Annotated in this window: 13 protein-coding genes; 8 read left to right on the top strand and 5 right to left on the bottom strand. The window is 47.8% G+C overall.

From position 1 onward, the window contains the following. Positions 1-28 precede the first annotated feature (28 nt). From ubiG to K0H60_RS09985, 6 genes are all read left to right on the top strand, one after another. Complete coding sequence (gene ubiG / locus K0H60_RS10010; protein ID WP_220058054.1) at positions 29-739, top strand: bifunctional 2-polyprenyl-6-hydroxyphenol methylase/3-demethylubiquinol 3-O-methyltransferase UbiG; 711 nt, start codon at positions 29-31, stop codon at positions 737-739. A 1-nt stretch (position 740) separates the two neighbouring features. Further along, positions 741-1,415: an HAD family hydrolase gene (locus K0H60_RS10005; RefSeq protein WP_220058053.1), complete on the top strand. Its 675-nt coding sequence runs from the start codon at positions 741-743 to the stop codon at positions 1,413-1,415. Between the two features lie 485 nt (positions 1,416-1,900). Then, positions 1,901-4,189, top strand: a complete 2,289-nt coding sequence (nrdA, locus tag K0H60_RS10000; protein ID WP_220058052.1) for a class 1a ribonucleoside-diphosphate reductase subunit alpha — start codon at positions 1,901-1,903, stop codon at positions 4,187-4,189. A 61-nt stretch (positions 4,190-4,250) separates the two neighbouring features. Next, entirely contained in the window at positions 4,251-5,381 is a 1,131-nt protein-coding gene (gene nrdB, locus K0H60_RS09995; protein ID WP_088211170.1) for a class Ia ribonucleoside-diphosphate reductase subunit beta, read from the top strand. A 16-nt stretch (positions 5,382-5,397) separates the two neighbouring features. After that, positions 5,398-5,808: a class I ribonucleotide reductase maintenance protein YfaE gene (gene yfaE / locus K0H60_RS09990; RefSeq protein WP_220058051.1), complete on the top strand. Its 411-nt coding sequence runs from the start codon at positions 5,398-5,400 to the stop codon at positions 5,806-5,808. Positions 5,809-5,992: 184 nt separating this feature from the next. Next, positions 5,993-6,448 (top strand): nuclear transport factor 2 family protein, encoded by a 456-nt coding sequence (locus K0H60_RS09985; protein ID WP_220058050.1) that lies wholly within the window; start codon positions 5,993-5,995, stop codon positions 6,446-6,448. A gap of 100 nt (positions 6,449-6,548) precedes the next feature. On the opposite strand, the gene K0H60_RS09980 is transcribed toward K0H60_RS09985, so the two are convergent. Then, on the bottom strand, positions 6,549-8,567 hold the full coding sequence (locus tag K0H60_RS09980) for an oxidoreductase (RefSeq protein ID WP_220058049.1): 2,019 nt from the start codon (positions 8,565-8,567) through the stop codon (positions 6,549-6,551). Positions 8,568-8,732: 165 nt separating this feature from the next. On the opposite strand from K0H60_RS09980, the gene sppA reads away from it, so the two are divergent. Both sppA and ansA read left to right on the top strand, forming a co-directional pair. After that, complete coding sequence (sppA, locus tag K0H60_RS09975; RefSeq protein WP_220058048.1) at positions 8,733-10,577, top strand: signal peptide peptidase SppA; 1,845 nt, start codon at positions 8,733-8,735, stop codon at positions 10,575-10,577. A gap of 111 nt (positions 10,578-10,688) precedes the next feature. After that, the gene (gene ansA / locus K0H60_RS09970) at positions 10,689-11,702 is read left to right on the top strand and encodes an asparaginase (protein WP_011716958.1); all 1,014 of its coding nucleotides are present in this window, start codon (positions 10,689-10,691) and stop codon (positions 11,700-11,702) included. 70 nt (positions 11,703-11,772) lie between these two features. Here ansA and K0H60_RS09965 read toward each other — a convergent pair whose 3' ends face one another. The 4 genes from K0H60_RS09965 to ssoR all read right to left on the bottom strand — a co-directional run bounded on the left by K0H60_RS09965 (position 11,773) and on the right by ssoR (position 14,365). Next, positions 11,773-12,054, bottom strand: a complete 282-nt coding sequence (locus K0H60_RS09965; protein WP_011716957.1) for a YeaC family protein — start codon at positions 12,052-12,054, stop codon at positions 11,773-11,775. After that, positions 12,051-12,368: a hypothetical protein gene (locus tag K0H60_RS09960; protein WP_039977219.1), complete on the bottom strand. Its 318-nt coding sequence runs from the start codon at positions 12,366-12,368 to the stop codon at positions 12,051-12,053. The genes K0H60_RS09965 and K0H60_RS09960 overlap by 4 nt, the downstream gene beginning before the upstream one ends. Before the next feature lie 8 nt (positions 12,369-12,376). Continuing rightward, positions 12,377-13,504, bottom strand: coding sequence for a M14 family metallopeptidase (locus K0H60_RS09955; RefSeq protein ID WP_011716955.1), 1,128 nt, complete (start codon positions 13,502-13,504; stop codon positions 12,377-12,379). A gap of 180 nt (positions 13,505-13,684) precedes the next feature. Then, positions 13,685-14,365 (bottom strand): response regulator transcription factor SsoR, encoded by a 681-nt coding sequence (gene ssoR, locus K0H60_RS09950; protein ID WP_220058047.1) that lies wholly within the window; start codon positions 14,363-14,365, stop codon positions 13,685-13,687. Positions 14,366-14,506 lie beyond the last annotated feature (141 nt).

The following is a 14,506-nucleotide window of genomic DNA, read 5'->3' as shown; positions in this document are numbered from 1 at the left end:
CACAATGACAGCCGTAATAGGTAATAGCATGCAACAGAATACCAACGTAGACCCGCAGGAAATCGCAAAGTTTGAACGTATGGCCGAAACTTGGTGGGATCTCAACGGCGAGTTTAAGCCGCTGCATCTATTAAATCCCCTGCGCCTTAACTATATCGATCAAACGGCAGGCGGGATTTTTGGTAAGAAAGTGCTCGACGTCGGCTGCGGCGGCGGCATTTTATCCGAAAGCATGGCGCGCATCGGCGCGGTCGTTGACGGCCTCGATATGGGTGAAGAACCATTAGAAGTCGCGCGTTTACATGCACTGGAAACTGGCGTGAGCATCAACTATGTCAAAAACACTGCCGAGGCCCATCGGGAAGAACACCGCGAATACTATGATGTGGTGACCTGTATGGAGATGCTCGAGCATGTGCCGGATCCGCAATCGGTGATTCAAGCCTGCTGCGATATGGTTAAACCCGGCGGTTTTGTGTTTTTCTCAACCATCAACCGTAATATTAAGTCTTTCGTCGAGACCATTATCGGCGCCGAGTACCTATTAAAGATGCTGCCCATTGGCACCCATGACCATAATAAGTTCATCAAGCCATCGGAACTCATGGCCTTAGTCGATAACACCGATCTTCTCTGTAAAGATGCACTTGGGATCACCTATAACCCACTGACGGGGATCTTTAAGTACACGCCAAAGGTCGATGTTAATTATATGATTGCGACGCAAAAGGTAGATTAAGATGAGCTTAGCTGAGGTTAAAGGGGTCTTATTCGACCTTGACGGTACCCTTGCCGATACCGCGCCGGATCTGGTTCAAGCCCTTAACCTCAGTTTGTCTGATGTCGGTATCGCGGCAAAACCCATCGCAGACATGCGAAGCGCCGCCTCCCATGGCAGCTTTGCCTTAGTTGATGCAGCGATTCCCGGTGCGGATGACGCCCTGCGCACTCAAGTACAGCAAGGACTCCTCGCCCACTATCAAAGGATCAATGGCGACCATTGCCAGTTGTTTGATGGTATCGCTCCTCTGCTCGATTGGCTCGATTTATGCCGAGTACCGTTTGGGGTGATCACCAATAAACCCGCCCGCTTTACACGCCCTCTATTGCATAAGCTGAAGCTCAACTTGCGTATGCCAGTGATGATCAGTGGCGATTCGACTCGTTTCCCTAAGCCCCATACTGCACCAATGCTATTGGGCGCGCAGCAGCTGCAGTGCCAGCCACAGCAAATACTCTATTTAGGTGATGCTGAGCGGGATTTACTCGCGGCTCAAGCGGCGGGCATGCTCGGCGGTGTGGCGTTGTGGGGATACTTAGGCGAGACCGATACGCCCGATGCATGGCCTGCCTATGCGCAGTTTAACTCGCCATCGAGTTTACATTCGGCCTTAAGCCAAGCATTCGCAAAATAGCGGTAACGAATTGACTCGTGCTAATTGCTCAGCTTAACCATTAATGGTGAAATAATGCTCCTTTTGCGGGTAATGCAATTTAGGCTAAGGGTCAATCCTTGCGATCGCGATCGCTGCTTATTTTAGCGATCGATCACACAGTGAAATTTGCGCAAAAAAACGTCATCAATGTTGCACGCTAATCTCAATTTGAGCTTCAGGGTTAGTCATCACTAACGCTTTTCTTTATCCTCAAGATATCCACAAGATACCCCCTGAATTGAGACTTGCAAATGGCGGCAAACCTCACTATCTTGTATCTCAGATTATTTAAAACACCATATCTTGTGTATAGGTAGCAATCAGACACACTAGAAGTTCCCCGTTAAATCGACTATCTCCTGCATAGTCAGCAGTATTAAGGGTTTTCAGGTTGATTGTTTTACAAGGAAACGTACGGTGACTTAGTTCACCTGAACAGATATCAGAACCAAGGCCTCTCTTCAATGAATAGCAATATGACAGTCACAAAACGCTGTGGTGCACGTGAGACAATCGATCTCGACAAAATACACCGCGTAATTACTTGGGCAGCCAAGGGATTAAAAAACGTTTCTGTTTCTGAAGTTGAACTTCGCACGCATTTACAGTTTTTCGACGGGATCCCAACCGAAGCTATCCACGAAACGATCATCAAATCTGCGGCGGATTTAATTTCCCCAGAATCACCGGATTATCAGTTTCTGGCTGCGCGCTTAGCCGTATTCCATTTACGTAAGAAGGCCTTTGGTCAGTTCGAGCCGCCAAAGTTATACGACCATGTGACTAAACTGGTCGAGCTTGGCAAGTATGATATGCATATTCTGCAGGATTACACCCGCGAAGAACTCGATATCATGGACAGCTATATCGACCATTGGCGCGATATGAACTTCTCCTACGCGGCGGTAAAACAGCTCGAAGGTAAGTATCTGGTACAAAACCGTGTGACCCACGAGATCTACGAGAGCGCCCAGTTCCTCTATATTCTGGTGGCGGCCTGTTTGTTTGCCCGTTATCCAAAAGAAACGCGCCTGCAATACGTGAAAGATTTTTACGATGCGGTATCGACCTTTAAGATTTCTCTGCCCACGCCAATCATGGCGGGTGTACGTACGCCAACGCGTCAATTCAGTTCATGCGTTCTGATTGAATGTGGCGACAGCTTAGATTCTATCAACGCGACCGCCTCTTCTATCGTGAAGTATGTGAGCCAACGCGCAGGTATCGGTATCAACGCGGGTCGTATCCGTGCACTAGGTAGCCCAATCCGTGGCGGCGAAGCCTTCCACACCGGTTGCTTACCTTTCTACAAGTATTTCCAAACGGCGGTGAAGTCTTGCTCGCAAGGCGGCGTTCGTGGTGGTGCTGCGACCCTCTTCTACCCCATTTGGCACTTAGAAGTGGAATCCCTTCTGGTACTGAAAAACAACCGCGGTGTTGAAGATAACCGTATTCGCCACTTAGACTACGGCGTGCAGCTCAACAAGCTGATGTACCAACGTCTGATAAAAGGCGAAAACATCAGCCTGTTCAGTCCATCGGACGTGCCAGGTCTTTACGATGCCTTCTTCGAAGATCAATACGAATTCGAACGTCTGTACCTGCAATATGAGCAAGACAGCAGTATTCGTAAGAAGACATTGAAAGCAGTTGAACTGTTCTCATTGATGATGCAAGAGCGTGCTTCAACGGGCCGTATCTACATTCAAAACGTCGACCACTGTAATACTCACAGTCCATTCGACTCGAAAGTTGCCCCGATCAGACAATCTAACCTTTGTCTTGAAATCGCGCTGCCGACCAAGCCATTGAACAACATTGACGATCCAAACGGTGAAATCGCACTGTGTACGCTGTCGGCGTTAAACTTAGGTGCGATCAAAAACTTAGCCGAGCTTGAGCCATTAGCCGATTTAGCGGTGCGAGCACTGGATAACCTACTGGATTACCAAGATTATCCAATCAAAGCGGCCGAAATTTCATCGATGAACCGTCGTACCTTAGGTATTGGTGTTATCAACTTCGCTAACTACTTAGCGAAGAATGGTATGAAGTACTCCGATGGTAGCGCGAACAACCTGACTCACAAGACCTTTGAAGCGATTCAATTCTATCTGCTCAAGGCGTCAATGAATCTGGCGAAAGAGAAAGGTGCGTGCCCATTATTTAATGAGACCACTTACGCTCAAGGTATTTTACCTATCGATACCTACAAACGTGATTTAGATAAGATTTGCAGCGAGCCATTGCATTTAGACTGGGAAACACTGCGCCAAGACATCAAACAGCACGGTTTACGTAACTCGACCCTGTCTGCATTAATGCCGTCTGAAACTTCATCACAGATCTCAAACGCGACTAACGGTATCGAACCACCACGCGGTTTGATCAGCGTTAAAGCGAGTAAAGATGGCCAGTTAAAGCAAGTGGTACCTGATTTTGATGAGCTGAAATACAACTACGAGCTGCTATGGCAAATGCCAAGCAACGAAGGTTACTTACAGCTCGTGGGTATCATGCAAAAATTCGTTGACCAAGCGATTTCGGCCAACACTAACTATGACCCAACGCGTTTCGAAGGCCGTAAAGTTCCGATGCAGACTCTGCTGAAAGACTTACTTAATGCCTATAAGTTAGGTGTAAAAACGCTGTACTACCATAACACTCGCGATGGTGCATCGGATCAACACGATGACATTACCAACATAGAGAAAGAAGATGACGGCTGTGCTGGCGGCGCCTGCAAAATCTAATCTTCAATGTTAACGGTTGCGGGATCCCTTTGGGATCCCGACTTATTGGAATACTCGTACCATGACCTACTCTACTTTTTGCCAAACACCCAACGATGCCACCCGTGAACCTATGTTCTTCGGACAATCGGTTAACGTCGCTCGTTATGACCAACAAAAATATGAAGTGTTTGAAAAACTGATTGAAAAGCAATTGTCTTTCTTCTGGCGCCCAGAGGAAGTTGACGTGAGCCGCGATAAAATCGACTACAACTCACTGCCAGATCATGAAAAGCATATTTTTATTTCGAACCTGAAATACCAAACGCTGCTCGATTCTATCCAAGGTCGCTCGCCTAACGTGGCGTTTCTGCCTTTAGTGTCGCTGCCCGAATTAGAAACTTGGATTGAGACTTGGTCATTCTCCGAGACCATCCACTCGCGCTCTTACACGCACATTATTCGCAATATCGTGAACGATCCTTCGGTGATTTTTGACGATATCGTGGTGAATCAAGAGATCCTGCGCCGCGCGACTGACATTGCCGAATACTACGATCACTTGATCAAGCTGACGCAGGTTTACCACCTGTTAGGCGAAGGCACCCATGTGATCGATGGCGAGCCGATTGAAGTCAACACTCGCACGCTAAAAAAAGCGTTGTACCTGTGCATGATGTCAGTTAACGCCCTCGAAGCGATTCGCTTCTACGTCAGTTTTGCCTGCTCATTCGCATTTGCAGAGCGTAAGCTCATGGAAGGTAACGCGAAAATTATTCGTCTTATCGCCCGTGACGAAGCACTGCACTTAAACAGCACCCAGCATATCTTAACCATTATGCAGGGCGGCAAAGACGACCCTGAAATGGCTGAGATTGCCGCAGAATGCCAACAGGAAGCGTACAACCTGTTCCTCAAGGCCGCCGAGCAAGAAAAAGAATGGGCAAAATATCTGTTCAAAGACGGCTCAATGATCGGTCTCAACGAGCAGATCCTCTGCCAATACGTTGAGTACATCACCAACCAACGGATGAAGTCCGTTAACCTGCCACTGCCTTATGCCGAGCAGTCTAACCCACTGCCTTGGATGAAGAACTGGTTAGAGAGTGACGCGGTACAAGTGGCGCCACAGGAAGTCGAAGTGTCATCTTATCTTGTCGGTCAAATCGATTCGGCCGTCGACAGTGACGAATTCCTCGATTTCGATCTCTAACGGGATTTGATTGCTCATGGCTAAATCGAATCTGCTGTTAAACAACCCCTTTGCGAAGGCGCCCATTGTGCGCCTTCAAGGGCAACCTGTGCTGCTGTTTACCGAGCAGCACAATTCGTTGTTGCAAGCACTTGAAGCCAAAAAAGTGACCATTTTCTCTGAGTGCCGCAGTGGTTTTTGCGGCGCTTGCAAGACCCGTATTATTAGCGGCAGCGTCAGCTATTTAACCGAGCCTTTAGCCGAGCTTAATGCCGACGAATGTCTGCCCTGCTGCTGCATTCCTAGCGAAGATTTAGAACTCGATTTATCCCCCGAAGGTGCTGCCGTGGTGACCTATCACCGCAGTAACAGTCGCGCCCAAACCCCATCGACGCGTAAAACCGCCAATCTTAAAGCCGTGCCACAGCAAGAAGTGGTTGAAGACTAACAGAGTCGTCTGCAAGGGATTGGTATTTCCTGCACAACATCTGCTGATTAAGTAAAAGACTACATTTTTCGACTTCCAAAATGCTTTACCACTCGCCCTTGTTAGCTTGCCAAAAGATCATTATGTTATTGCTTTCCACTTACTTTTACTTTGCTTTAATGGACTAGTATTTTCAAGGAGATTTATGGGACAGCTAATCGCGATCATCTTGCTGCTTGTGTCAATGAGTGCGTTTTCGAGTGAAGATAACCTCGTTGCCGAGATGAAAGACATGGATAGCAAGGTATTTGATTCATTTAATCGTTGTACCGATGAGCAACAACTCAAGCTTCATGAAAGTTACTTTGCGGAGAAGGTCGAGTTTTACCACGACAATGGTGGTGTCACTTGGGACCGCCAATCGATGATCAACAACACCAAAAACTATGCCTGCGGCAAATACACTCGTTCACTGGTTGAAGAAAGCTTTCAAGCCTATCCGATCAAAGACTTTGGCGCGATAACTGAGGGCATTCATAAATTTTGCATCCTAGAAACAGGCAGTTGTGATGGCAAAGCCAATTTTTTAATGCTCTGGCAACGCACCAATGACCAGTGGCAAGTCACGCGGGTCGTGAGTTATGGGCATTTACCCAACTAAGCAAATGACCCACTCATGCAGATAGGCACTTATCTTCATATCAATCAACAAAAAAGCCCGAGTTAAACTCAGGCTTTTTATTGGTGAAATAGCTTTACAACTAGAGTCGCATGGCAAGCTCGGCGCCTTGGCGAATGGCGCGTTTTGCATCGAGTTCGGCGGCCACATCGACACCGCCAATCAAATGCACCGGAATCCCCGTTGCTTTCATCTCATCGACTAAGGTGCGGTTAGATTCTTGTCCGGCGCAGAGGATCACATTATCCACGGCTAATACTTCAGTTTGCTCGCCAACGCGGATATGTAGGCCAGCGTCATCAAACTTGTCATAGTTGACACCGGTTTTCATCTTCACATCGTGCTGTTTTAACACTAAACGGTGGATCCAGCCGGTGGTTTTACCTAAGCCTTGACCCATCTTAGAGGTCTTACGTTGCAGCAAGTAGACTTGTCTATGGTCGCTATTATCGACTGCAGGCTCGGCTAACCCACCCGCATGTTGATATTGTTTATCTATGCCCCACTGCTTTAACCATTTTTCAGGATTGAGGGTGCTCGACTCAGATTCGCAGAGGTAATGCGCCATATCAAACCCGATGCCGCCGGCACCAATCAGGGCCACTCTGTTGCCAATCGTGGCTTGGCCCGTCAGTACCTGTTGATAATCCACCACTTTGGGGCTATCAAATCCTGGCAAGCTTAACTCGCGCGGGACCACGCCCGAGGCGATAACGATTTCATCAAAGGTTTCGGTTTCCAGCACCTTAGCATCTAAACGGGTATTTAAGCGCAAATCGATTTTATACAGTTTGATTTGATTGAGGAAATAACGAATCGTCTCGTTAAACTCTTCTTTTCCTGGGATTTTACGTGCCAGATTAAACTGCCCACCCACCTCAGATTTCGCCTCAAAGAGCACCACCTCATGGCCGCGCATGGCCGCATACACAGAGAATGCCATCCCAGCGGGGCCCGCGCCCATCACAGCGATACGCTTCTTGTTGCTGGTAGGTAAAAAGTTAATTTCGGTCTCATAACAGGCACGAGGGTTGACCAAACAAGTGGCACGTTTAAGTGAGAATGTATGATCCAAGCAGGCCTGATTACAGCCAATACAGGTATTGATAAGCTCTGGCGTGTTGGCCGCCGCTTTATTCACAAACTCAGGATCGGCTAGGAACGGCCGCGCCATAGACACCATATCCGCTTGACCAGAAGCAATGATTTGCTCGCCAATCTCAGGCGTATTGATACGGTTTGTGGCAATCAGAGGCACTGAAACCGACTGTTTAAGTTTTTCAGTTACCCAAGCAAAGGCGCCGCGGGGCACGCTGGTCGCAATCGTTGGCACACGGGCCTCATGCCAACCAATTCCTGTATTGATAATCGACACCCCCGCATGCTCGAGCCACTTAGCCAATTGCACGACTTCATCCCAAGTGGAGCCGTTATCGACTAAGTCGAGCATAGATAAGCGGAAGATAATAATAAAATCTTTGCCCACTTTGGCGCGAATGGCATTCACAATCTCTATCGGAAATTGCGCGCGTTTTTCAAAACTGCCGCCCCATTCGTCGGTGCGAGTATTGGTGCGCGAACTGATAAATTGGTTGATCAAATACCCCTCAGAGCCCATCACTTCAACGCCATCGTACCCCGCTCTTTTCGCTAAGGCGGCAGAACTGGCGTAATCCTTAATAGTGGCGCGAACTTGACGGCTCGACATGGCCGAAGGTGTAAAGGGAGTGATAGGCGACTTGATTTTACTCGGCGCCTGCGAAAAAGGATGATAACCATAGCGCCCCGCATGCAGGATTTGCATACAGATTTTACCGCCAGCCTCGTGCACTGCTTGAGTCACAATGCGGTGTTTACCCACTTGCCAAGGGAAACTCAGCTGACAAGCATGGGGAGTCAAGCGACCACGTAGGTTTGGTGAGATACCGCCGGTGACAATTAAACCGACGCCGCCTAACGCGCGCTCTTTATAAAACGCTGCCAGTTTCTCAAATCCGCCCTTTTCTTCTTCTAAACCCGTGTGCATGGAGCCCATTAACACACGATTTTTGAGCTGGGTGAATCCCAGATCTAAGGGTTCTAATAAATGGGGAAACGACATTCAAACATCCTTTTTAAACAAGTGATTTAAATGAGCATACCTTGAGTCAAATGTAAGCTCAACTGTTGCTAGGGGGTTAAAAGTTAAAATCCTTTACAATTGTGTTTAGCCAGTGAGGGGATTTTCAGTTAGCATTGGCAGATTCGATAAGCAAAGGAGTGGCTAATGTCCGCTAACCCATCGTTTTTCAAGAGAATATGTTTATTTATATGGAACACCCTCAACGGGATCCGTAAATTCACACTCAACCTGATTTTTTTTGGCTTCCTGGCCATCATTCTCATTATTATTGGCAGCAGTGAGGATATTCAGGTCGAAGAGAACTCAGCATTGGTGCTTAATCTGGCGGGTTCGATTGTCGATCAAAAACAGCAGGTCGACCCAATTGAAGCCGCACTTAAGCAAGGCAATAACGGCAGCAGCGATGGTGAAATCCTGCTGGCGGATATTATCTATGTGATTGATAACGCGACGCACGATAACAGGATCAGCACCATAGTCTTAGACTTGGCCGAGCTGAAACGCGCAGGGATCAGTAAATTACAATCGATTGGCGATGCCTTGAATCGTTTTAAAGAAAGCGGCAAAAAGGTGGTGGCAATTGGAAATTATTACGAGCAAAACCAATACTTTCTTGCCAGCTTTGCCGATACCATTTACCTCAATCCCCAAGGCAGCGTCTCCCTCGATGGCTTGAGTATGTATAACCAATACTTCAAGTCCGCCCTCGAGAAGCTCAAGATAAAGGCACACATTTTCCGCGTCGGCACCTTTAAATCGGCAGTAGAACCATACATGCGTGACGATATGTCGGATGCGGCCAGAGAGGCCAGCAGCGCCCTACTCGCCGATGTTTGGCAGAGTTATACTCAAACGGTGGCAGAAAATCGCCAAATCGATGCCAATACCTTAGTGCTCGACTCGGCAAATTACCTCGCGCAACTGGATAAGGCCGAAGGCGACTCCGCCACTATGGCCATCAATATGAAATGGGTCGATACCCTAGCGACCGATGAAGAGTTCCGTAAAGTCATGCTCGATAGCGTGGGTAAAGAGAAGTCAGGTGACAGCTTTAAACAGGTCAGTTTCTACGACTATTTAACCTTAGTGACGCCTTTGCCAAGCTTTGTTGAGCAAGACAGTGTCGGCATTATCGTTGCCAGCGGCACCATTTTAAATGGCAGCCAACCCGCCGGCCAAATCGGTGGCGATAGCACCGCTGAGCTGTTACGCAAGGCACGATTTGATAAACATATCAAAGCGCTGGTGCTTAGAGTCGACAGCCCTGGCGGCAGCGCCTTTGCCTCAGAGCAGATCCGCCAAGAATTACTCGCCCTCAAAGCGGCGGGTAAACCTGTGGTAGTGAGTATGGGCAGCCTTGCGGCGTCCGGTGGCTATTGGATTTCGGCCAGCGCCGATTATATCTTCGCAACCCCAACCACGCTGACAGGCTCTATCGGGATCTTCGGGATGATCACCACTTTCGAAGATTCACTCGCCAGCTTAGGCATCCATACCGATGGTGTATCGACCTCCGAATGGGCGGGATTGTCTGTGACTCGCACCCTTTCGCCACAAATTGAATCGGTTATCCAGCGCCATATCGAGCGTGGCTACTTAGACTTTATCTCACTGGTCGCTAAGGAACGTAAAATGACCTTAGAACAAGTGGATAGCATCGCTCAAGGCCGTGTGTGGAGTGGTAAAAAAGCCCTAGAGTTAGGTTTAGTGGACGAACTTGGCGATATAGACCAAGCCGTTGCCAAAGCCGCTAAACTTGCAGATTTAAGCCTGTTCGATACCCGCTTAATTGAACAAGAGCTCACGCCTGAGCAGCGTTTTGTGCAGCAAATGTTTGCCTCTGTGTCGGCTTATTTACCCGCTTCACTCAACCATTCAACACTGCTTGAGCAAATGCTGGCTCAATGGACTGGCAGCTTAAAGACCATCGCGGCCTTTAACGATCCTAACCATGTGTATGTGTATTGTGACAGCTGTGCGATCAACTAACGCAGACTCAAGATGAAAGACACAAAAGCCCGATTGCCTCGGGCTTTTTTATTGGGTTTATGCCTGCAAAATCGTATAATTAGCTCACTTGCAGCTAAGATAACGACAAGAATGACTAAACGCTCCATTTACGTCGCCTATACGGGCGGCACCATAGGCATGCAAAAAACCGCGAATGGCTTTGCACCGGTGGCAGGTTTTTTGACCCAATGCGTCCAATCCATGCCCGAGTTTTACCATGATGAAATGCCTGAGTTTGTGATCCATGAGTACTGCCCGCTCATCGACTCATCAAACATGGCACCAACCGACTGGCAAATGATCGCCGATGATATCAAGGCCAATTACGACAAGTACGATGGCTTTGTGATCCTCCACGGCACAGATACCATGGCCTATACCGCATCTGCCTTATCCTTTATGCTCCAAGGCCTGTCAAAGCCAGTTATCGTCACCGGCTCTCAAATTCCTCTGGCACAGCTGAGATCCGACGGTCAAACCAACCTGCTCAACTCTTTGTATATCGCCGCCAATTATCCAGTGGCTGAAGTGTGTTTATTCTTTAATAACAAACTGTTCCGCGGCAATCGATCCACCAAAGCCCACGCCGATGGCTTCGATGCGTTTGCCTCGCCTAACTTCCCCTTACTGCTTGAAGCGGGGATTAAAATTAATCTGCGTGCAGGTAAAATTGCCACGCCAAGCGATAAGCCGTTGGAAGTGGCGAATATCAGCCCGCAGCCCGTTGGCGTAGTGACTCTCTACCCTGGTATTTCGACACAAATTTTTGAGAACATTCTACAGCAACCTGTAAAGGCGCTGATTTTACTAACCTTTGGCGTGGGCAATGCACCACAGGATGCGGCATTACTCGATACCCTAAAGCAAGCGGATGAGCGTGGAATTGTGTTAGTGAACCTAACTCAGTGTTTCCAAGGCAAAGTGAATATGGGCGGTTACGCTACGGGCAATGCCCTCGCCAAAGCGGGGGTGATCAGTGGTGCAGACATGACCATTGAAGCCGCACTGGCTAAGTTGCATTATCTGCTATCGAAAAACTTAAAGCCGAGCGAAATTAAAACTGCCATGCTGCAAAACTTGGTTGGTGAGCTCAGCCCCGACTAAGTATCGAAACGTTACGCATGAAAAAGCCCACATTCGTGGGCTTTTTGTTGTTTAAGCATTAACACAACAATTAGAGTTCGTCAGCTTTAAACTCAGCAATAGACTCGCCACGGAATTGTTTCTTCAACTCCGCCTTCGACAGCTCATTTAATTTGCCACCGGCCGCTATGGTGAAATGCTCAGTTTGATCTAAGCGGCGCGCCTGATAGAGCATCACCACTTGAAGGGTCGATTCACGCTGGGCTTCGGTTAATACTGTACCATCTTCCCATTTGCCTAATTCAGCGGCGCTACGCAGCCTTTCATAGACTTCTTCGGGCATTTGGTCGATCACTTGATTAATGTCGGTCATACACTCTTTCGCTTATGTAATACGATTCTAACGCGGGTAATTAAATAGCCCACAAAACCAAAGACAAAACAGATGGCACCAATGGTCGCGCGCAAACCTTCGGCGGGCTCGCCGCCCCAAAACCAAATCACCACCCCCGCAATAAACAGCGTCATGGCGACAAAGCTTTGGTTCATTAAGCTGCTGGATTTTTGGATATGACTGATCCGTGCGAGCGAGCTATTGTCACCATTGGTTTTTGCCTCACAATGCGGGCAAGCTGGTGCTTTGCTCGACATCCGTTTACGGCAGATTGGACATTCGATTAATGCCATAGTCGCACCTATCTTAACTTATCAACCACGGCGAGCATGGCAATCAATGACGCTTCGCCTAAATAAATGCTGCGCTCTGGTGACCAACCCACAAACGGATCCTGCAGGTTGTTGTTGTCTTTAAAAGGCATTTCTAAGGTGTTCGATAAGCAATCAAAGGTTTGTGCTACCCAATTAGAGGCCACGGTCAAGTTGGCTTGACCTGGCTCGTCTTTAGCGTAACCAAACTCGGTTTGGAAATCGGCACTGGCCAAGGTTAATGCCTGACTAAAATCCGCTTGCAGCTGTGCCAATCGCTCATTGTAAGCGGGAACGCCCTCACAACCCGCGAGGAATACATAGGGCAGGCCTTCATCGCCATGGACATCGTAAAATAAATCTACGCCCGTCTGCTGCATTTTATGCACTACATGGTAGACCTCAGGGCTTCTTTCTAAGCTTGGAGTTTGCCATTCACGGTTAAGGTTAACCCCAATCGCATTGGTACGCAGATGGCCTCTTACGCTGCCATCCGGGTTCATGTTAGGCACTATGTAGAAGTTCGCTTTATCGAGCAGCGCTTTTGCCGTTGGACAATCGTTATCCAGCAGACGATTCACTAAGCCTTCGACTAACCATTCCGCCATGGTTTCACCGGGATGTTGTCTTGCTGTGATCCAGATATTGCGTTTATCAGGATTGCCATCGCCCACTTTCATCAGTGTGATATCGCGGCCATCTAAGGTCAGACCTAAATGCTCAAGATTAACATCGGGATGCAATTGTGCGTTGCTGAGTAGATCTAAGTGACGCTCGTAGCTGTAGGGCGCAAAGTAGGCGATTTGAATCGCATCACAATCAAGCGCTAACTGAATGCTCAGTTTGCCATCGATATATTGGGTTGGCACACGGAACCAATGCTGGCGATCGTAACTGGCGACCGCATGGTAATCTTGCCAGCCCTTAGGATAGGAAGCGGTGCCCGCATTGATGATATTTAAGGTGTATTGATTACCCACCTCACCTTCGAATCGGAAGTTGAACCATTGATAAAACTCACCGCCCGCATCGGGACGGATTGCCAGTTGAATATCGTCTTTATTATCAAGATTAATGACTTGGATATTTCCGCCATCAAAATTGGCACTGATCCGCATAATGATTCCTACTTGGTTATTCATGTGAGGGTAATGATGCTGAATACGCATCTACTATAATGCCCATTAGAATAAACCAAATCCGTATCAGGGGAAAATGAAAGCGACTAAAATTGCCTAAGAAGCCAGCAGTCGCGCTGTAATTCATCAGTGCCTAGTTTGTTAACCTCTCGCAACACATCAAGCGGAAAAACTGTATCCTTGACCACGGACCGTATTGATTAATGTCCGCGGTAAACGGGTATTCGCCAGCTTGCGCCTTGTATTACTGATATGCATATCCAAGTTACGATCGAAGCGGCCTAAGTCCTTCTGCAATACGGATTTTTGCAGTTCTTGCTTAGTGATCACTTGCCCCTTACGCTCGAACAGATATTTAAACAACCTAAACTCGGTTTGGGTGAGGTCCACGGCATTTTTGCCAATAGTGATCCTATAGGCAGCCTCATCGAATTTGACTGGCTGGATTGTCGCCTGCTCGATTGCCATTGGCTCTATGGCGCGCGGAATTAATCGCCGCTCTAAGGCATGCAAACGCACCAATAACTCTTTAATGCTAAAGGGTTTCGTTAAGAAATCATCCGCACCAAGCTCGTAGCTTCGGATCCTGTCAGCCTCATTATCACGGGCAGATAACATCATGATAGGTGTCATACAGTCTCTCGCCTCTAATAGTGAGAAACCATCCATTTGCGGCATCACCAGATCGAGCATAATAATATCGGGCATAAAGCTGCGGATACGTTTGAGCCCTTCAACGCCATTTACGGCACATTCAACTTCATGTCCCTGTGTTTTCAGCGCCTCGGTTAACCAAACTCTGAATAATGGATCATCATCGACTAACAGTATTTTACTCATCCCTAAACACCAAACGAGAATCAATATCATTTATGTTACCATAATTAAAAATATGTCTCTAGCATTAGAAGATGATTAAAAATCAGTATTCACTTAATTGTGATCAAGTTGGCAGCGATAGATAATGGCTTGTAACCTTTT

The sequence above is a fragment of the Shewanella mangrovisoli genome (assembly GCF_019457635.1).
GTDB classification, from domain to species: domain Bacteria; phylum Pseudomonadota; class Gammaproteobacteria; order Enterobacterales; family Shewanellaceae; genus Shewanella; species Shewanella mangrovisoli.
Note: the sequence above shows the minus strand (reverse complement) of the source record. Positions and strands in the feature narration are given on the sequence as shown.